Here is a 20,305-nt window from a genome sequence, read left to right on the forward strand (position 1 = left end):
TGAAGCTTGCAGCCCTTGTGCGCTGCGGGCTGGCGCTTGAAACCCCAACCGGGCTAAGGTCGGGGTTTTCCAGGCCCTGAGCCTGACCGTGCCATCGCAAGGAAACCGTATGAGCCTGTCACTTCTCAGCCGCTACGCCTTCTTCGCTGCCTGTGTGCTGTTCACCCTGGCCAGCCTGCCCTTTCTCCACCACGAATGGCTGTGGCCCTTCACCCTGGTCACCGCCGTGCTCAGCCTGATTGGCCTGGGCGACCTGCTGCAAAGCCGACACGCGGTACGCCGCAACTACCCGATCCTTGGCAACATCCGCTACCTGGTCGAAGGCATTCGCCCGGAAATCCGCCAGTACCTGCTCGAAGCCGACAGCGACGCCCTGCCGTTTTCCCGGGCCCAGCGCTCGCTGGTTTATGCGCGGGCCAAGAACGAAGCTTCGGACAAACCCTTTGGTACGTTGATCGACGTGTACCAGTCCGGTTTCGAGTTCATCGGCCACTCCATGCGCCCGGCGCCGCTGAGCGACCCGGCGGGTTTTCGGGTCATCGTCGGTGGCCCGCAGTGTAGCCAACCCTACTCGGCGTCAGTGTTCAACATCTCGGCCATGAGCTTCGGCTCGCTCAGCGCCAATGCCATCCGCGCCCTCAACGAGGGGGCCAAGCTGGGCAACTTCGCCCATGACACTGGTGAAGGCAGCATCAGCCCCTATCACCGCGAGCACGGTGGCGACCTGACCTGGGAGCTGGGCAGCGGCTATTTCGGCTGCCGCACCGCGGATGGGCGCTTTGACCCCGAGCGCTTTGCCGAACAGGCGCGCACCCCGCAGGTACGCATGATCGAGATCAAGATGAGCCAAGGCGCCAAACCCGGCCACGGCGGCATCCTGCCCAAGCACAAAGTCACCCGCGAAATTGCCGAGACCCGCGGCGTGATGATGGGCGAAGACTGCATCTCGCCGTCACGTCATAGCGCCTTCTCTACCCCGATCGAAATGATGCAGTTCATCGCCCAACTGCGTGAGCTGTCTGGCGGTAAACCGGTGGGCTTCAAATTCTGCCTCGGCCACCCCTGGGAATTCATGGGCATTGCCAAGGCCATGCTCGAGACCGGTATCCTCCCCGACTTCATCGTCGTCGACGGCAAGGAAGGCGGCACCGGCGCTGCGCCCGTCGAGTTCACCGACCATATCGGCGTGCCGCTACGCGAAGGCCTGCTGTTCGTGCACAACACCCTGGTGGGCCTGAACCTGCGCGACAAGATCAAGCTCGGCGCCAGCGGCAAGATCGTCAGCGCCTTCGACATCGCCAGCGTGCTGGCCATCGGCGCCGACTGGGCCAACTCGGCGCGCGGCTTCATGTTCGCCATCGGTTGCATCCAGTCGCAGAGCTGCCACACCAACAAATGCCCGACCGGCGTCGCCACCCAGGACCCGCTGCGCCAGCGCGCCCTGGTGGTGCCCGACAAAGCCCAGCGAGTGCTCAACTTCCACCACAACACCCTCAAGGCCCTGGCCGAAATGCTCGCCGCTGCCGGCCTCGAACACCCCTCTCAACTGCAAGCCAAGCATCTGGTGCGGCGCATTTCCGCCACCGAGATCAAGCTGTTCTCGCAGATGCATGTGTTCCTTAAACCCGGTGAGTTGCTCAGCGGCGAGGTCAATGGCGAGTTCTACTCGCGGATGTGGCAAATGGCGCGCGCAGACAGTTTCGAGCCACAGGAGGTGGCAGCGGCCTAAGGGACGCGGGGCCAGTTGTGGTTGTAGTTTTCATCGTCCTGTATGGGCTTCATGACAATGAAGCCCTGCGCGCCGCTGACGTAGATCGAATAGAACTTGTTGTCCACCAGCGGCTCGCCCACGTCTCCTTGCGCCACCAACCGGTCAAAGACTGCAGGCTCGCCGCCAATGACATTGTTGATCCCCAGGCGAGGTAAAAACTGGGCATGCAGCACCGAGTTCGAGCCACTGAGGATGTATCTGAGTAGCGGCATATGGGTCATGGCACCATGGCCCCTGGGCAACCAGTTACCATCACCCGGCGCCCTCAGGTAGGTGTAGGTGTTTACGCCGCGCAGCTCAGTGCGTGATACCAGGTCATTGGCAATGTAGTACGCCATGGCTGACTCGAGCTCTTTCTTGGCAATGATCACCTGCCCATAGGCATAGCTGAAGGTAAACATGAACAGCGTTGGCATGAGCAACAGCCAGCGCAAACCCGGCCAGATCCGCCCGAGCAACTGGTGATTGAGATAGAACAGCAACAGCAAAACGGCCGAAAAGCCGATGAAGTTCCTGGCTTCAAGGTTGGGCTCGGAAAGAAACAGCATCATGCCCGGCACGCTCCAGGCCAAAGCTACCAGGCTGAGCAGGTACAGCAGCGCAACGCCAAGCTTGCCTGCTGGCCGCCCATGTATCTGGCAAATGTTGGTCATGAGCATCATGAAACCGGCACCTGCCCCCAACAGCAGGGCAACCGTCAGCACAGTGCCCGCTGAGGCGCCCAGCACACCCAGCATCTGCATCGAGAAGCAGAACTTCTGCCACACCACCTCCAACCACTGCTGATCAAATGGCAGGCGGCTGCCGCGGGTATCGACAGCCAGTTGGTAAGCGCTGAAAAAATAAATGAGGCCGCCCGCTACAAGTTGCACGACCCGCTCCACGAGCACCACCAGCAATGCCCGGAGCGCGACCTTGTCTTTTATGCCACGGACAAATTCGACAATGCTCAAGCCGATAAACAGACTGATGGTCAGCTGATAAAGGCTCAGCGTTGCAGCAATCAACAAGGCCACCAGCAACCCGCGAACAGCGCGCGGTTCAATCCGGCAGGTGATTGCGTAGATGACCGCAACCTGCGCCAGCACCATCCCAGGACCATCGTATTGATAGGTCAGGTTGCCGAGGAAAAACGGGTTGCATAACACCGGTAGAATCACCAGGCAGCTGGTAATACCGGGGCGCGGAAACAGCCAGAACGTCAGACGCGACATGGCCAGGGCCAGGGCGAAAATGCTGATCAACAAGGGCAGTGGGAAGATATTTATCGTTGCCTGGCTAAAGGTCAGCATTTTGTACAGCCACTCAAGCAGGATCCTGCCTTGATTGCGCCAGGCGTCCTGGGCCTGGAGCAATGCCCGCCAGTTATCATCCACATAGGCATAATCGGCGTGAACAATGGGGAACACGTAAACCAGGCACAGAACGGCAAAAAACGCCAACACCTGTGCAGGGCTCAATACTCGTTCATTCCCCGGCACGCTTGGACTCCTTGCGATAGCGCGTGGTATTGGCCTTGACGATCTCCTTCACCACATACCGGGGTCGATGCTTGGCCTCCATATAGATTCGGCCGACATACTCCCCCAATATGCCAATGCCGATCAGTTGCACCCCACCCAGGAACAGAATTGCCGTCATCAACGACGGATACCCGGGCACATCATTGCCGAACAGGATCTTGTCCAGTACCAGGTACGCGGCATACAGCAAAGCCAACAACGAGATGAACGCACCGACGTAACTCCACAGGCGCAAGGGCCAAGTGCTGAACGAGGTAATGCCGTCCAGTGCCAGGTTCCACAGGCGCCAGGCGTTGAACTTGCTACGCCCCACGGCCCTCGGTGCGCGGTCGTACTCGACGATGGCAACGTTGAATCCCGCCCACGACAGCACCCCTTTCATGAACAACTGTTGTTCCGGCAGGGTCTTGATTACGTCCACAACCTTACGGTCCATCAAGCGGAAATCGCCGACGTTTTCTTCAATATGGGTGTAGGCGATACGATTGAGCAGGCGATAAAACAACGAAGCACTGCGGCGCTTGAGGTAGCCATCACTGGTGCGGTCCCGGCGTTTGGCCAGGACCACATCGGCGCCGTCTTGCCATGCATCGATCAACTGCGCGACCACCGCCACCGGGTCCTGCAGGTCAACGTCCATGGGCACCACTGCATCGCCGCTGGCGTACTCCAGGCCGGCGAACAGCGCGGGTTCCTTGCCGAAGTTGCGCGAGAAATTGATCAGCACCACCTCACTGTCCGCCAGCGCGAGCGAGCGTGCGACCTCTGCCGTGCGGTCACTGCTGCCGTCATTGATGAAGACGATCTCAATGCAGTGGGCTTGCAACGAGGGTTCCTGGCGCACGGTCTGGTAGAACAGCCTGACCGCCTGTTCTTCGTTGAACACCGGCACGATAAGTGAAACTTTCATGGCTCGGACCCGCGAAATACCACCCATTTGGCCAGCAAGAAGCCGCAGGTCAGGCTGATCAGGGAAAAGCTCACGACGGTGATCAACCCGTGCAACCGCCAATGATCGCCCAGCCAGCCAACCGCCAGGCTGACAGAGCCCAGGCACAGCATGAACAGCAGGTAGCGCCCGATCGAGGGCGGCACAGCAAAGGTGTAGAGAGCATTAACAGTGTAGGAAAGGGTCGCGGCTACACAGAATGCCAGCAGATTACTCAGGGCCTGGCTCAGGTCGAACGCTACCCGAAGGACGAAAAAAAGCTGCCAATGCACCAGGGTATTGGCAATGCCAATCACGCTGTAGGTGGAAAATCCTTTCCAGATGTTGGCCATTTCCGCGTCGCGCCTCTTTGCCTGATGCGGTTTAATTTAAGCAGGCCACGTCGACAGCGGTTCGTCTACTGGGAGAATCGGCAGGGGTGGCCCATTTGCGACCAACGGTTTGCAGCCCAGGGCCGATTCGAGATATCCGGTAATAAGCAACTTTTGCAATTATGGCCAAATACCTCCACCCTGCCCCCGCCCGACGCGCGGCACGAGCGATTACCGTCGTCTGCAGGTCACTACTAAATCAACTGTTCAAGAGCCCGCTGCCATGCTTAACGGACGCGACCCGCGCATCGATTTCTTTCGAGGCCTGGCGTTGATCTTCATCTTCTGGGATCACGTCCCCCACAACCCTTTGGGCCAGATCACCCTGCGTAACATCGGTTTCAGCGATGCTGCGGAAGTGTTCGTATTCCTCGCCGGCTACGCTGCGGTCCTGGCCTATGGCAAGGTCCTGCAACGCGATGGTTACCTGATCGCCTGTGTGAAGATCCTGCGCCGTACCTGGGTGTTGTATGTGGTACATATTTTCCTGTTGGCGATGCTGATGGGCATCGTGTTCTTCGCCAACAGCCATGTGCAGACCCGCGACCTGGTCCAGGAAATGGGCCTCACCCATTTCATCACCAACCCCCAGCAGGCGCTGACCGACGAGCTGCTGCTGCGCTTCAAGCCCAACCTGATGGACCCGCTGCCGCTGTATATCGTGCTGCTGGCTGGCTTGGCGCTGGTACTGCCACTGCTGATGCGCAACGCCCTGGCCGTGGTCGGGGTGTCGATGGCGGTGTACCTGGTGGCGCCTAAGCTTGGTTGGAACCTGGCGAATTTTTCCGATGGCGTGTGGTACTTCAACCCGGTGACCTGGCAGTTCCTGTTCGTGCTTGGCGGCGCCGCAGCGCTGTACGGGCAGCAGGCACGGCCAGCACAAACCCGGCCGTTACGCCGTCAGCCACTGTTCCTCGCCGCAGCCGCCTACTCACTGGCTGCGGGCATCATTACCCTGTCCTGGCGCTGGCCAGAGATTCACGATGCGTGGATGCCGGCCAGCCTCAGCAACCTGCTGTACCCGATCAGCAAGACCGACCTGTCGCCGGTACGCCTGCTGCATTTCCTGGCCCTGGCCTATGTCACCGCCAAACTGCTGCCGGGCGTTGGCTGGACGCACAACTGGCTGGCTCAGCAAACCTGCCGTATGGGCCGCTACTCCCTTGAAGTGTTCTGCCTGGGGGTGTTGTTGGCGCCCTTGGCGGACATGGTCAATGCCATGGCCAGTGACGCCTTTGCCGTGCAGGTCTTCACCGCGCTGGTGGGCGTTGCGATCATGGCCCTGCTCGGCGCCTGGCTGGACTTCAACAAACGGTTGACCCAGCCGATGCGTGCGGTTGCTACCTGAAAACCGCAGGCAAAAAAAAGCCCGTATCCATGGATACGGGCTTTTTTTGTTCACGCGAGGATCAGGACGCCGAACTTGCAGCGCGCTGCTCCACAGGGCTTGGCGACAACTTGAACACGTAATACAGCACGGTCAGCATCACCAGAAACGCCGGGCCGATGTACAGGGCTACGCGGGTCTCCTCGAAGTAGGCCATCAGGCCGACCACCAGGATCAGGAACGCCAGCGCCAGGTAGGAGCTCAGCGGCCATAGCCACATGCGGTACTTGAGTGCATCGCGCTCGGCATTGCTCAGGCCGGCGCGGAATTTCAGCTGGGCCAGGAGGATCATCACCCAGGTCCAGATCGCGCCAAAAGTAGCGATCGCGGTTACCCAGACGAAGACTTTCTCCGGCACCAGGTAGTTGGCCAGCACGCCCAGCAGCAAGGCTGCAATCGACAGCAGCAAGGCATTGCGCGGCACGCCGTTGCTCGAGGTGCGGGCGAAGGTGGCCGGCGCCTGGCCGTTCTGCGCCAGGCTGTAGAGCATGCGCCCGGTACTGAAGATACCGCCGTTGCACGACGACAATGCAGCGGTGATCACCACGAAGTTGATGATACCGGCCGCAGTCTTGATACCCAGACGCTCGAAGGTCATCACGAACGGGCTGCCCTGGCTGCCGATTTCGTTCCACGGGTAGATCGACAGGATCACGAACAGCGCACCGACGTAGAACAGCAGGATGCGCCAAAACACCGAGCCGATGGCCTGCGGAATGGTCTTTTGCGGGTTGCGCGCTTCACCGGCAGTCAGGCCGATCATTTCCACACCCAGGTAAGCGAACATCACCATCTGCAGCGACATCAGCACGCCGGTCACGCCATTGGGCATGAAGCCGCCGTTGCTCCAGAGGTTGGAGATGCCCATCGCCACGCCATCGTTACCAAAACCAAAGGCGATGATGCCGACGCCACCCAGGACCATGGCAATGATGGTGACGATCTTGATCAGGGCGAACCAGAACTCGAACTCGCCAAAGGCCTTGACCGCAATCAGGTTGATCGCGCCCATGCTGCCCAGGGCTGCCAGGGCCCAGATCCAGCGCGGCACTTCAGGGAACCAGATGCCCATGTAGATGGCCACTGCGGTGATTTCCGCCACACACGTCACCAGCCACAGGAACCAGTAGTTCCAGCCAGTGAGAAAGCCCGCCAATGGGCCGAGATAGTCTTGGGCGTAACGGCTGAACGAGCCGGCAACTGGATTGTGCACGGCCATTTCGCCGAGGGCACGCATGATCACCAGGATCGCCAGACCGCCAATGATGTAGGACAGCATGATCGCCGGCCCGGCCATTTCGATGGCCTTGGCCGATCCCAGGAACAGGCCGACACCGATACAGGCGCCCAGCGCCATCAGGCGAATATGACGTTCGCCGAGTTCTCGCTTGAGTGGGCCGCCTTGGGCGGTCTCACCGTGAGCAGGGTGGTTGCCGACTGGCATAGAAATACAACCTCATTTTGTTATTGGATATAACCATTCGTGCAGGCCTGGCATCGCCGATAGGCTGGATGCGTTGCCTCGCCGGGCACCGCCTTGTGAGCGGGCCCGTCTGCCGGGCATGCAAAACCGACAGAGCGAAAGGGGCGAGCAGTATAGAAAGGCCCCTGCAGGGCATTCCACTGTATAAGGCGCAATATTTGGCGAGAACTCTCGGCAATAACCGCTTCTACGGAGGGGCATTCCCCGTGGTTTAGCCTCTGCAGGAAACAGGGCGGCTAACATAGCACCAAAACGGGGCAATTCAAGCTCCACTAAAGGAGCATTTCTGACGCCATTTTAGGAATCATCTGGCAACTGACTACAAATTTTTCACCAAACCCGGCCACCGTCTAAGCTTCAGGCAAGCAAGACGAAAAACGTAGCCGGGCTGAAGACTATGGGCGCATTGTGGCAATCGGAACCGAACAGTACGGACGCTCCCCCTGAAAACCTCGAACCTTCGCCATCGCCGAAAAGCCCACGCCAGCGCCATCTCTGGTGGCGGCTGTTCTGGTTGGTGCTGGTACTTGCCCTGATCGCCCTGGGGTATGCCGCCACCACCGAAATGCACACTTCACGCCTGCAATCACGAGAGTTCAGCCAGTTCGCCGCGACTCTGAGCTATTCCATGCAGCCCGGCCCCAGCGATGCTATCCGCTACCCTGGTGACGGCCCGTTCGACAAGCGCCTGGGCTACAGCGCACTGGGTGAGTTCCTGCCACGCCTGCTCAAGCGCGACTATGTGATCAACGAACAGACCCGATTCTCTCCGGCACTGATGAACTACGTTGATCACGGTTTCTTCGTCCCCTATGCCGAGAAGATTCAGGCAGGCCTGTCGATCACCGACTGCAAGGGTGACGCGCTGTACCAGTTCCATTACCCGCAGCACCTGTACCCCGACTTCGCCTCAATTCCACCGATCATTGTCCACAGCCTGCTGTTCATCGAGAACCGCGATCTACTCGACGCCAATGACCCGCTGAACAACCCTGCGGTGGACTGGCCGCGCTTTGCCAAGGCGGCCTACACCCAAGTGGCAAAATACCTCGCCCTGCCTGGCCAGTCGGCCGGTGGCAGTACCCTGGCGACCCAACTGGAAAAGTACCGGCACTCGCCCGACGGCCTGACAGCCTCGGGTAGCGAGAAGATCCGCCAAATGATATCCGCCAGCGTACGTGCCTATCAGGATGGTCCCCAGACCCTGCAAGCACGCCAGCGTATCGTGCGCGACTACCTCAACAGCGTGCCGCTGTCGGCAGTGCCCGGCCATGGTGAAGTGCATGGCATGGCTGAAGGATTGCGAGTCTGGTACGGCGCTGATTTCGCCCAGGTCAACCAGGCCCTGTCATCCACCGACAATGACCCCGCCAGCCTCGCCACCCGCGGCCTGGCCCTGCGTCAGGTGCTGTCGCTGATGATCGCCCAGCGCCGGCCCTCGCACTTTTTGTCCAAGGGCCGTGAGGAACTGGCGCTGTTGACCGACAGCCACATCCGCATCCTTTCGGCCAGCAACATCATCGACAAGCCACTGACTGACGCCGCCCTGGCCAGCAAAGCCATCTACCGCGACTGGGTGGCCCAGCCAACCATACAGCCCATCGTCACCAACAAGGGCATCAGCGTTGCCCGCAGTCGCCTGTCTTCAGCCCTCGGCCGACCGCTGTACGACCTCGACCGTCTCGACCTGTCGGCCACCAGCACCCTGCAGTCGCAACTGCAGGGCCAGATCAGCCAGTACCTCAAAGACCTCGCTGACCCGGCCTTTGCCGAGAAAATGGGCCTGTACGGCGAACGCCTGCTGACCCCGACCAGCACCACCCAGGTGCGCTACAGTTTCACCCTGCTCGAACGCACCGCCGACGGCTCGCGGGTGCGGGTGCAGACCGACAGCACCGACCAGCCGTTTGACATCAACGAAGGCAGCAAGCTGGAGCTGGGCTCGACCGCCAAACTGCGAGTGCTGACCAGCTACCTGGAAATCATCGGCGAATTGCACGACAAGTACGCCAACACGCCGGCCGCCGACCTGAAAAAAGTCCAGGTGGCGGAACTGGACTTCATCACCCGTTGGGCCATCGACTACCTGATCCAGAACAAGGACCGCGACCTCAACGCCATGCTCAACGCCGCCCTTGAGCGCAAATACTCGGCCAGCCCCGGCGAAGCCTTCTTCACGGGCGGTGGCCTGCACGTGTTCAACAACTTTCGCAAGGAAGACAACGGCCGCATCCCGACCCTCAAGGACGCCCTGCGCGAATCGATCAACTTGCCGTTCATTCGCCTGATGCGCGATCTGGTGCGCTACAGCACCTACCAGCAGCCGGGCAACAGTGCCAGCCTGCTCAAGGACGATGCCGAGCCGCGCCGACAGGAATACCTGGCGCGTTTTGCCGACAAGGAAGGCACCGATTACATGCGCAGGTTCTGGAAGAAGTACCAGCGCAAGACCTCCCAGCAGCGTCTGGACACCTTTCTCGACAGCCTGCGGGTCACACCGATCCGTCTGGCCGCAGTACACCGTTACCTGTTCCCCGACGCCGACCAGGCCACCTTCAATGCCTTTGTCCAGGCACACCTGAAAAAAGACCGGGTCGAGAACAAGACACCGGCCACCAAGCAGAACACCGTGACCGAGAAACGCCTGCAAGAGCTGTTTGAGGCGTACCGACCTGGCGCCTATGACCTGCCTGACCAAGGCTTTATCGCCAAGGTCCACCCGCTGGACCTATGGCTGCTTGGCTATCTGCTGCAGCACCCCAGCGCCACCTTCCAGGACGCAGCACAGGCCAGCCATTTCGAGCGCCAGGAAGTCTATGGCTGGCTGTTCAAGAGCCGCCACAAAGGCGCGCGCGACAGCCGCATCCGGACCCTGGTGGAGATCGAAGCCTTTCTCGATATCCACCAACGCTGGAAGCGCGTCGGCTATCCATTCGACCACCTGGTGCCATCGCTAGCCACCGCCATCGGCAGCTCCGGCGATCGCCCGGCAGCGCTGGCCGAGTTGATCGGCATTATTCAGAACGATGGCGTGCGTCTGCCGGTGCTGCGCATCGATACCCTGCACTTCGCCGCCGAAACACCCTATGAAACCCGCCTGACCAGCGATCCCGACCTGGGCCAGCGGGTGCTCTCGGTGGAAGTTGCCCGGGCCCTGCGCGGCGCCCTCTCGCAAGTGGTCGATGCCGGGACCGCACGACGGGTGTCGGGCAGCTTCAAACTGGCCGATGGCACGCCGCTGGTGATGGGCGGCAAGACCGGTACCGGCGACAACCGCATCGAAAGCTTCGGTGCCGGTGGGCGCCTGATCGGTTCACGTTCGCTGAACCGCACTGCGACCTTTGTGTTCTACCTCGGCGAAAATCACTTCGGCACCCTCACCGCCTTCGTACCCGGTCGAGCGGCAGAGTCCTTCCGCTTTACCTCGGCACTGCCGGTGCAGGTGCTCAAGGGCATGGCGCCGATCCTTATGCCCTACCTGGAGCCGGGCAGCCACACACTGTGCAAACCGCCGAGGATGGTACAGCGCTAGTGGAAGCGCTTGGCAGTCGTATAGCTTTTGCTCCAGTAGCTGTTCTTCAACGAGTCGATACGGATGTGCTTGCCGGTCCGAGGGGCATGGATAAAACGCCCTTCGCCGATATACAGACCGACGTGACCGATCCGCCCCTGCCCATTGCGATTGAAGAACACCGCGTCTCCGCGCTTGAGCTGGCTCTGCTTGATGGTGCGGGCACCGGACTTGAGCATCGCCGAGGTGGTACGCGGGATCCTGATATCGGCCTCGTTACGGAACAGGTAGACCAGCAGGCCACTGCAATCGAAGCCCCCCTTCACCGACATGCCGCCCCAACGGTAGGGCACGCCAATCAGTTGGTGAGCGCGCTCGACCAAACGATCGAGGTTGGCTTCGAGCTCTTGCCGCACACTGTGCTCGCGAGAGTTCTTGGTAACCGGGAGTGTGGCCTGGGCAAAAAATGACAGGCCCCAGAGCAGCCCGATGAAAAAAATGGAACGTGCCACGGTGAAATACTCACAGATGAAAAAAACGTGGCAAATCTTAGGAGCGTTTTCCGGGTGTGTAGATCAAGGCAATCTGAGGCGTTTGTAGGAAATTCCTTAAGCTCTCTTACACAAATTCATCTGCTCCTACGCACTTCATGAGAAATATTCCTATTCTCACGCTTGCTTTACGATATATCTTGAGTAATATCTAAAGATACATCTAACGCAACCGGAGATTCCTCATGCGCGACCATCAACCCCATCGCGAGCATGGCGAGCGGCATGACGGATTCGAACGTCGCCACAGCCGTGAGCGTGGCGATCGCGGCCCACGGGTGTTTGCCCCTGGCGACCTGAAACTGCTGCTGTTATCAATGCTGGGCGAACAGCCCTGCCACGGTTACGACCTGATCCGCCAGATCGAAAGCCTCTTCGATGGCAGCTACAGCCCAAGCCCTGGCGTGATCTATCCAACCCTGAATTTTCTTGAAGAAGCTGAATTGATCAGCGGCGAAACCCAGGGCAGTAAACGCCTCTACGGCATCACTGCGGCCGGGACAAAATCTCTGGCCGAGCAGGCCATTGCCCTGGACGGCGTGCGCATGCGCATCGAAGTCAGCAAGCGCTCGCTGCGCGGCCACGATCGCCCGGCCGAGATCCACGAAGCCGTACATAACTTGCGCCATGCCCTGCAAATGCACAGCGGGCGCTGGAACCCGGCGGAAATCGAGCGGGTCCGCAGCCTGCTCAACGACACCGCCAAAGCCATCGTCGCAGGGCCCATTGCGACCTCACCGGAGAAACCCGAATGACTGTTAGCGAAAACGCCACCATTCACCGCGTCAACCACGAGATCAAACACCGCCGCCTGGACGTGCTGGGGGTCACCGAGCTGACCCCGCGCATGCGCCGCATCACCCTCGGCGGGCCAGAGTTGCAGGGCTTTACCAGTGTTGGCAGTGATGACCATGTCAAACTGATGTTCGCCTGCACGCCAGAAGAACAGACCCTCCTCGACAACCTCGACTTCAGCCGTGACGGCGGGCGTCCAACCATGCGCGAGTACACGCCGCGGCGTATCGACCTGGTCCGTGGCGAGATGGACATCGACTTCGTGCTCCATGGTGACGGCCCTGCCTCCACCTGGGCGGCCCAGGCCCAGGTCGGCCAGGTGCTCAATATGGCCGGCCCACGCGCCTCGATGGTGGTTCCGGACATTTTCGACAGTTACTTGTTGATCGGCGATGAAACCGCTATTCCAGCCATTGCCCGGCGCCTGGAAGAACTGCCCGCTGGCCGCAAAGTGGTAGCGGTGATTGAAATCGAAGATGCCCAGGAACAACAGCCGCTGACCAGTGCATCGCAGGTCGAGGTGATCTGGGTGCTGCGCCAGAAGCAGAACCTGCTTGAAGTGCTGAAGGAGGTGAGCCTGCCTGAAGGACAGATGTACGCCTGGGTTGCCCTGGAAAAATCGCTAATGCGTAAGACCAAGCGCCTGCTGATCGATGACAAGGGTGTCAAGGAAGACCTGATCAAGGCCGTCGCCTACTGGAACCTCGACTCACACGACGATTGACCGGCTACCTCAGGGTTGCGTCCTGGCCTTGGCCAGGCGCCCGCCCTGCCAATGATCAAGGCCGAGCAACAGCAGGCCGATGGTAACGAACCCCAGCAGTATCGCCAGCGCATTGAGCACAACCCGGGCATAGCCCAGTTCGGCCACATCGATGAACGGATAGGGATAGACACCTATCACCTGCCCTCGCAGCAGCGCATAGGCAAAGTACCCCAACGGGTACAGCAGCCAGGCCAGCAGATGCCTTGCGCGCAGGCTGCCCTTCTCCACGCAGCACCACCAATAGACCACGAATACCAGCGGCATGACGTCATGCAACAGCTCGTCCGCAAGCCATTGCCAGCCCTGTGGATGCCACAGGTGACGCAACAACAGACTATAGGCAAGGCCAACAAGGATGATGCAGGCGGCCACCCCCGAACTGACCCAGGGCGCCAGAAAGAAGCGCCGCAGCGGCGAATCCCGACCGAATGCCGCAGAACTGAGCACCACCGCGACCAGCGTATTGCTGAGCACCGTGAAAAAACTGAACAAGGTCACCAGGCCGCCCAGCAGGCTGGCCTGCTCCTGCCAACGCGCCCACAACAGCAAGTACATCTGAATCGCCAACGCGCTCCAGCCCAGGCACGCGGCCAGGGCTATCAGTAGCGTTCGGCGGCACACCGGCTCAGCGGCCGCGTTGCATTTTCAGGTACAAGCGTTCGACCTTCTCTCGAGCCCAGGGCGTCTTGCGCAAGAAGGTCAGGCTCGACTTGATGCTCGGGTCACTCTTGAAGCAGCGGATATCAATGCGCTCAGCCAGGCCGTCCCATTGGTATTTCTCTACCAGCGCGGTAAGGATCTGCTCCAGGGTCACGCCATGCAGCGGGTTTTGATTAGCGGCGGTCATGCCTGTGCTCCAGCCAACGAAAGGTGCGCACCTTAGCCGAGGCTCGCCTGCAAGTCTTCAGACTTTTCGCATTCGCGGTGCTGCTTAAAGACATTCTAGTGTGGGCAAAGGCTCTAGCCAGCACGTGAGCGTTTTATCTTCGTATGTAATGTTATACTGTATCAATACTATAACACTGCCAAGGACCCTGCCCTCCATGCGTCACTTACCCCTGCGCCTCTCCCCACTTGCCGCCGCGCTCTGGCTAGCCTCGCCGTTGAGCCAGGCTGTCGAGCTGCAACCCCAGGTGATCACCGCTAACCCGCTGGGTAACAGTGAACTGGCCGCGCCCAGCACCGTGCTCGACGGCGACAATCTGGCCCTGCAACAAAAAGGCAGCCTCGGCCAGACCTTGAACAACCAGCCCGGTGTCGCGTCCACCTGGTTTGGCCCCGGGGCCAGCCGCCCGGTGATCCGCGGCCTGGATGGCGACCGCATTCGCATCCTGCGCAACGGCGTCGGCGCCCTGGACGCTTCGTCGCTGTCCTATGACCACGCCGTGCCGCTGGACCCGGCCACCGTCGAGCGCATCGAAATCGTCCGTGGTCCGGCCGCCCTGCTCTACGGCGGCAATGCCATCGGCGGGGGGGTCAACAGTTTCGACAACCGCATTCCGACCTCGCCCATCGACGGCATTCATGGGGCTGGCGAATTGCGTTACGGCGGCGCCGACACCACCCGCAGCAGCGCTGGCAAGCTGGAAGCCGGCGATGGCCGCTTCGCCCTGCACCTGGACGCCAACAGTCGCCAGTTCAATGACCTGCGCATCCCCGGTTACGCGCGCAGCTCGAAAGTGCGCGACGCTGACGAACCAGGCAGCAAGCATCGCCTGGAAAACAGCGACGGCCGCCAGGATGGTGGCGCCGTAGGTGGTGCCTACCATTGGGATCACGGCTATGCCGGCCTTTCCTACAGCCGCTATGACTCCAACTACGGCTCGGTGGCCGAGCCCGGCGTGCGTCTGGACATGCAGCAGGATCATTACGGCTTTGCTTCGGAACTGCGCGACCTCGACGGTCCGTTCAGCTCGGTGAAAGTCGACCTCGGCTACACCGACTACCAGCACCGCGAGCTGGAAAGCGGCGAGGTGCACACCACGTTCAAGAACAAGGGCTACGAGGCGCGGGTCGAGGCCCGGCATCAACCGCTGGGGCCGGTCGAAGGGGTGATTGGCGCCCAGGTCAGCCGCAATGAGTTCTCCGCCCTTGGCGAAGAGGCCTTCGTACCGCACACCGACACCAACAGCCTGGCGCTGTTCATGCTTGAACAGTGGCAAGCCACGGAACGCCTGAACCTGAGCCTTGGCGCACGCCTGGAGCACACCCGGGTCGAACCCGACAGCAAGGGCAGCGAGCGTTTTGCCGAAGCGGATCGTTCGAGCAGCTTCACCGCCGCCAGCCTGTCCTCCGGCGCGGTCTACGAGCTGACGCCAGTCTGGTCCCTGGCTGCGACCCTGGGCTACACCGAACGCGCCCCGACCTTCTACGAGCTGTATGCCAACGGCGCCCACGTCGCCACCGGCACCTACGAAGTCGGCGACCCCAACCTGAACAAGGAAAAAGCCATCTCCAGCGACCTGGCCCTGCGTTTTGACAACGGTACGCACAAGGGCAGCGTCGGTGTGTTCTACAGCCACTTCAGCAACTACATCGGCCTGCTGGCCAGCGGCAACCTGCGCGAAGGTCATGACCACGACCATGATCATGGCGATCACGATCACGACCATGACCATGACCACGGCGGCGATGTGCCTGAATACCTCTACCATGGGGTTCGCGCGCGCTTCTACGGCATCGAAGCCCAGGACCGCTGGCAACTGGCGCAGAACCGCTACGGCAGCTTCGCCCTGGAGCTGTCTGGCGACTACACCCGGGCCAAGAACCTCGACACCGGCGAAGACCTGCCGCGCATCGCCCCGCTGCGCCTGAACAGCGGCTTGCTGTGGGAGCTGGATCGCTGGCAGGCGCGGGTGGATGTGCAACACGCCAGTGCCCAGCATAAAAAGCCGGCCAACGAGACCAGCACCGACGGCTACACCACCCTCGGCGCCAGCGTCGGCTATCGCTTCGACATCGGCCAGAGCCAGTGGCTGGCCTTTGTCCGCGGCGAAAACCTGACCGACCAGACCGTACGTTACTCAAGCTCAATCCTGCGCGACATCGCCCCGGCGCCAGGGCGCAGTGTCGAAGTCGGTCTGCGTACCACCTTCTAACCCGCTCCTACCCAATGGCACCGTTACCGGACTATTACCGATCCGGCAACGGTGCCTCTCGTTGAATTGACTTTTTTTCTTACAAATTCAGCTATATCCTCCCCGCCTCAAGCTGAACCGCTTCAGTTCACTTCCCTGCAGCCTTATCGCCGATGATCCTCGGAACTCGGTGGCCTTGCCGTTTTTTCAATAATCAAAAGATAGCGCTATCTCATGCCTCAGAATGATCGTTTCCGCTTTTCCCCCGCCACCCGGACACTGCTTTCGGGTCTGGCCATCGCCAGCCTCGCGCCTTGCGCCCAGGCCGCGGCGATGTTCGCCAGCGACTCGCCATGGATGCTCGGCGATTGGGGCGGCACCCGCACGGAGCTGGCTGAACGCGGCTACGACTTCACCCTGGGTTACACCGGCGAGATGGGCGCCAACCTGCACGGTGGCTATGACGATGACGAAACTGCGCGCTATAGCGGCCAGTTCGCCCTCGGCACTCACCTGGACCTGCAGAAAATTCTCGGCTGGCACGACACCGAGTTTCAGTTGACCGTGACCCAGCGCCATGGCGACAACATCAGCAACGACCGTATCAATGACCCGCGCGTTGGCGGTTTCACCTCGGCCCAGGAAATCTGGGGCCGTGGCCAGACCTGGCGGTTGACCCAGATGTGGATCAAGCAGAAGTACTTCGACGGTGCGCTGGACGTGAAATTCGGCCGCTTCGGCCAGGGCGAGGACTTCAACAGCTTCCCTTGCGACTTCCAGAACCTGGCGTTCTGCGGCTCCCAGGTGGGCAACTGGGACGGGAACATCTGGTACAACTGGCCGGTCAGCCAGTGGGCCCTGCGGGTCAAGTACAACCTGACCCCGGAACTCTACGCGCAGATCGGCGCCTATGAGCAGAACCCTTCCAACCTTAATCGCGGCAACGGCTTCAAGCTCAGCGGCAGCGGCACTCAGGGCGCGGTGATCCCGGTCGAACTGGTCTGGACGCCGGCACTCAACGGCCTGAAAGGGGAATATCGCGCCGGTTACTACTACAGTAATGCCAAGGCAAGCGATGTCTACAAAGACAGCAACGAACAACCGGCAGCACTGAGCGGCCAGGCTTACCGCAGCCGTTCGAGCAAGCACGGCTTCTGGCTCGGCGCCCAGCAACAGGTGACGTCGCTGGCATCCGACCATTCGCGGGGGTTGAGTGTGTTCGCCAACGCCACGCTGCACGACAAGAAGACCAATGCCATCGACAACTATGTTCAGGCAGGTGTGGTGTACAAGGGGCCTTTCGATGCCCGCGCCAAGGACGACATCGGTTTCGCCCTGGCCCGCGTGCACGTCAACCCTGCCTATCGCAAGAATGCCCAGGCCATCAACCAGGCCAGCGGCATCAGCGACTACAACGATCCCCTGTTCCGTCCGATCCAGGACACCGAATACAGCGCCGAGCTGTACTACGGCATTCACCTGGCCGACTGGCTGACTGTGCGCCCGAACCTGCAGTACATCCGCCACCCCGGTGGCGTGAGCCAGGTCGACGACGCGTTGATCGGCGGGATCAAGCTCCAGAGCAGTTTCTAACCACCCTTTTCACCTAACGGAGAACACACGATGAGCACTGATGGTGCCTTGAGTAGAACCCGCTGGCTGCCGCGACTGATCGGTGTGCTGCTGTTGCTGATGGGCCTGGCCCTGCTGGCCGGCGGTATCAAACTGAGCCAGCTGGGCGGCTCGCTGTATTACCTGATCGCAGGCATTGGCTTCGCCCTGTCCGGCATTCTGTTGCTAGCCCTGCGTCGTCACGCCCTGGGCCTGTACGGTCTGGTGCTGCTAGGCAGCACCTTGTGGGCATTGTGGGAAGTGGGCCTGGACTGGTGGCAACTGGTGCCGCGCCTGGCCCTGTGGTTCGCCCTGGGTGTGGTGTTGCTGCTGCCGTGGGCCCGTCGCCCGCTGCTGGGCAACCCATCCAAGGTCAACACCGGCCTGCTGAGCCTGGCAGTGGTGTTGTCTGGCGCCACTGCAGTGGCCAGCCAGTTCACCAACCCGGGTGAAATCAAGGGCGAGCTGGGCCGCGAAAGCGCGCAGATGAGCAGCACCGCGCCACAGATGCCCGATGGCGAGTGGCAGGCCTATGGCCGCAGCGAATTCGGCGACCGCTACTCGCCGCTGCGTCAGATCACCCCACAGAACGTACACAAGCTGCAGGAAGCCTGGCGCATCCGCACCGGTGACCTGCCGACCGACAACGACCCGGTGGAGCTGACCAACCAGAACACCCCGCTGAAGGTCAACGGCAAGCTGTACGCCTGCACCGCCCACAGCAAAGTGCTGGCCCTGGATCCGGACACCGGTGCGGAAATCTGGCGTTTCGACCCGCAGATCAAAAGCCCTGTGGGCTTCAAGGGCTTTGCCCACATGACCTGCCGTGGCGTTTCGTATTACGACGAGAACAACTACGTCAGTGCCGACGGCAGCCCGGCGCCGAAAATCAGCGCAGCCGGCCAGGCCGTTGCTGTCGCCTGCCCGCGTCGCCTCTACCTGCCAACCGCCGACGCCCGCCTGATCGCCCTGAACGCCGACACTGGCAAGGTCTGTGAAGGGTTCGGCAACCAGGGTGTGATCGACCTGACCACCGGCATCGGCCCGTTCACCGCCGGCGGTTACTACTCCACCTCGCCTGCGGCGATCACCCGCGAACTGGTGATCATCGGCGGCCATGTCACCGACAATGAGTCGACCAACGAGCCGTCCGGGGTGATTCGCGCCTACGACGTGCACGACGGCCGCCTGGTGTGGAACTGGGACAGCAACAACCCGGATGACACCGCGCCTCTGGCAGCGGGTAAAACCTACAGCCGCAACTCGGCGAACATGTGGTCGCTGGCCAGCGTCGACGAGAAACTGGGCATGGTCTTCCTGCCGCTGGGCAACCAGACGCCAGACCAGTGGGGTGCAGACCGCACCCCAGGTGCCGAGAAGTACAGCGCCGGTATCGTCGCCCTTGACCTGGGCAACGGCAAAGTACGCTGGAACTACCAGTTCACCCACCACGACCTGTGGGACATGGACGTCGGCAGCCAGCCTACCCTGCTCGACCTGAAAACCGCCGACGGCGTCAAACCTGCGCTGATCGCCCCGACCAAACAGGGCAGCCTGTACGTGCTAGACCGTCGCGACGGTACGCCGATCGTGCCGATCCGCGAGATCCCGGTACCGCAAGGTGCGGTCGAAGGCGACCACACCTCGCCGACCCAGGCCCGCTCGGACCTCAACCTGCTTGGCCCGGACCTGACCGAACAAGCCATGTGGGGCGCCAGCCCGTTCGACCAGATGCTCTGCCGCATCCAGTTCCGCGAACTGCGCTACGAAGGCCAATACACCCCGCCCTCGGAGCAGGGCAGCCTGGTCTACCCGGGTAACGTCGGTGTGTTCAACTGGGGCAGCGTCTCGGTCGACCCGGTGCGCCAGCTGCTGTTCACCAGCCCCAACTACATGGCCTTCGTCTCGAAAATGGTACCGCGCGCCGACGTCGCCGCCGGCAGCAAGCGCGAGAGCGAAACCAGCGGCGTGCAGCCCAACACCGGCGCACCGTACGCGGTGATCATGCACCCGTTCATGTCGCCGCTGGGCGTACCTTGTCAGGCGCCAGCCTGGGGTTACGTGGCCGGCATCGACCTGACCACCAATCAGGTGGTGTGGAAGCACAAGAACGGCACCAGCCGTGACAGTTCGCCGATCCCGATCGGCCTGCCGATTGGCGTGCCAAGCATGGGCGGCTCGATCGTCACCGCCGGCGGCCTGGGCTTCCTCAGCGGAACCCTGGACCAGTACCTGCGTGCCTACGACACCAATACCGGCAAGGAGCTGTGGAAATCGCGCCTGCCGGCCGGTGGCCAGGCTACGCCGATGACCTACACCGGCAAGGACGGCAAGCAGTACGTGCTGGTGACCGCCGGGGGTCACGGCTCGCTGGGCACCAAAATGGGCGATTACGTAATCGCTTACAAATTGGCTGAGTAAACCTCAGCCCGCTCCTACAGACGTGTAGGAGCGGGCTTGCCCCGCGATCAAGCGCTACCATTGAAACCGCCCCCCACCCGCCCCATCTA

Annotated in this window: 15 protein-coding genes; 8 read left to right on the forward strand and 7 right to left on the reverse strand. The window is 61.3% G+C overall.

All coding sequences use genetic code 11. From position 1 onward, the window contains the following. The first annotated feature begins 109 nt into the window (after positions 1-109). Entirely contained in the window at positions 110-1,729 is a 1,620-nt protein-coding gene (locus M5G17_RS19365) for an FMN-binding glutamate synthase family protein (RefSeq protein ID WP_273894511.1), read from the forward strand. On the opposite strand, the gene M5G17_RS19370 is transcribed toward M5G17_RS19365, so the two are convergent. The 3 genes from M5G17_RS19370 to M5G17_RS19380 are packed head-to-tail and all read right to left on the reverse strand — an operon-like array spanning position 1,726 to position 4,575. After that, positions 1,726-3,252 (reverse strand): glucosyltransferase domain-containing protein, encoded by a 1,527-nt coding sequence (locus tag M5G17_RS19370; RefSeq protein ID WP_273894512.1) that lies wholly within the window; start codon positions 3,250-3,252, stop codon positions 1,726-1,728. The two genes, M5G17_RS19365 and M5G17_RS19370, sit on opposite strands and share 4 nt — an antisense overlap. After that, on the reverse strand, positions 3,239-4,204 hold the full coding sequence (locus M5G17_RS19375) for a glycosyltransferase family 2 protein (protein ID WP_273894513.1): 966 nt from the start codon (positions 4,202-4,204) through the stop codon (positions 3,239-3,241). The genes M5G17_RS19370 and M5G17_RS19375 overlap by 14 nt, the downstream gene beginning before the upstream one ends. After that, positions 4,201-4,575 (reverse strand): GtrA family protein, encoded by a 375-nt coding sequence (locus tag M5G17_RS19380; protein WP_273894514.1) that lies wholly within the window; start codon positions 4,573-4,575, stop codon positions 4,201-4,203. Before M5G17_RS19380 ends, M5G17_RS19375 begins: the two co-directional genes overlap by 4 nt. A 262-nt stretch (positions 4,576-4,837) precedes the next feature. Between M5G17_RS19380 and M5G17_RS19385 the strand changes: the two genes are divergently transcribed. Next, positions 4,838-5,962: an OpgC family protein gene (locus M5G17_RS19385; protein ID WP_273894515.1), complete on the forward strand. Its 1,125-nt coding sequence runs from the start codon at positions 4,838-4,840 to the stop codon at positions 5,960-5,962. 61 nt (positions 5,963-6,023) lie between these two features. On the opposite strand, the gene M5G17_RS19390 is transcribed toward M5G17_RS19385, so the two are convergent. Then, positions 6,024-7,445, reverse strand: coding sequence for an amino acid permease (locus M5G17_RS19390; RefSeq protein WP_273894516.1), 1,422 nt, complete (start codon positions 7,443-7,445; stop codon positions 6,024-6,026). Positions 7,446-7,881: 436 nt separating this feature from the next. Between M5G17_RS19390 and M5G17_RS19395 the strand changes: the two genes are divergently transcribed. Next, on the forward strand, positions 7,882-11,016 hold the full coding sequence (locus tag M5G17_RS19395; protein ID WP_273894517.1) for a transglycosylase domain-containing protein: 3,135 nt from the start codon (positions 7,882-7,884) through the stop codon (positions 11,014-11,016). Here the strand turns inward: M5G17_RS19395 and M5G17_RS19400 are convergent. Further along, positions 11,013-11,507, reverse strand: coding sequence for a C40 family peptidase (locus M5G17_RS19400; protein ID WP_420793333.1), 495 nt, complete (start codon positions 11,505-11,507; stop codon positions 11,013-11,015). The two genes, M5G17_RS19395 and M5G17_RS19400, sit on opposite strands and share 4 nt — an antisense overlap. A 224-nt stretch (positions 11,508-11,731) precedes the next feature. Between M5G17_RS19400 and M5G17_RS19405 the strand changes: the two genes are divergently transcribed. Both M5G17_RS19405 and M5G17_RS19410 read left to right on the forward strand, forming a co-directional pair. After that, the gene (locus tag M5G17_RS19405; RefSeq protein WP_273894518.1) at positions 11,732-12,301 is read left to right on the forward strand and encodes a PadR family transcriptional regulator; all 570 of its coding nucleotides are present in this window, start codon (positions 11,732-11,734) and stop codon (positions 12,299-12,301) included. Further along, positions 12,298-13,065, forward strand: a complete 768-nt coding sequence (locus M5G17_RS19410; protein WP_273894519.1) for a siderophore-interacting protein — start codon at positions 12,298-12,300, stop codon at positions 13,063-13,065. The genes M5G17_RS19405 and M5G17_RS19410 overlap by 4 nt, the downstream gene beginning before the upstream one ends. 9 nt (positions 13,066-13,074) lie before the next feature. Here M5G17_RS19410 and M5G17_RS19415 read toward each other — a convergent pair whose 3' ends face one another. Then, entirely contained in the window at positions 13,075-13,662 is a 588-nt protein-coding gene (locus M5G17_RS19415; RefSeq protein WP_273894520.1) for a Pr6Pr family membrane protein, read from the reverse strand. Between the two features lie 70 nt (positions 13,663-13,732). Beyond that, positions 13,733-13,954: a VF530 family protein gene (locus M5G17_RS19420; protein ID WP_130265995.1), complete on the reverse strand. Its 222-nt coding sequence runs from the start codon at positions 13,952-13,954 to the stop codon at positions 13,733-13,735. A 196-nt stretch (positions 13,955-14,150) separates the two neighbouring features. Between M5G17_RS19420 and M5G17_RS19425 the strand changes: the two genes are divergently transcribed. From M5G17_RS19425 to M5G17_RS19435, 3 genes are all read left to right on the forward strand, one after another. Then, positions 14,151-16,205, forward strand: coding sequence for a TonB-dependent receptor (locus tag M5G17_RS19425; protein WP_273894521.1), 2,055 nt, complete (start codon positions 14,151-14,153; stop codon positions 16,203-16,205). A 213-nt stretch (positions 16,206-16,418) separates the two neighbouring features. After that, positions 16,419-17,777: a carbohydrate porin gene (locus M5G17_RS19430; RefSeq protein WP_273894522.1), complete on the forward strand. Its 1,359-nt coding sequence runs from the start codon at positions 16,419-16,421 to the stop codon at positions 17,775-17,777. 30 nt (positions 17,778-17,807) lie between these two features. After that, complete coding sequence (locus M5G17_RS19435; protein WP_273894523.1) at positions 17,808-20,216, forward strand: glucose/quinate/shikimate family membrane-bound PQQ-dependent dehydrogenase; 2,409 nt, start codon at positions 17,808-17,810, stop codon at positions 20,214-20,216. The last annotated feature ends 89 nt before the right edge of the window (positions 20,217-20,305 follow it).

It is taken from the genome of Pseudomonas rubra, from assembly GCF_028656935.1.
Lineage (GTDB): Bacteria > Pseudomonadota > Gammaproteobacteria > Pseudomonadales > Pseudomonadaceae > Aquipseudomonas > Aquipseudomonas rubra.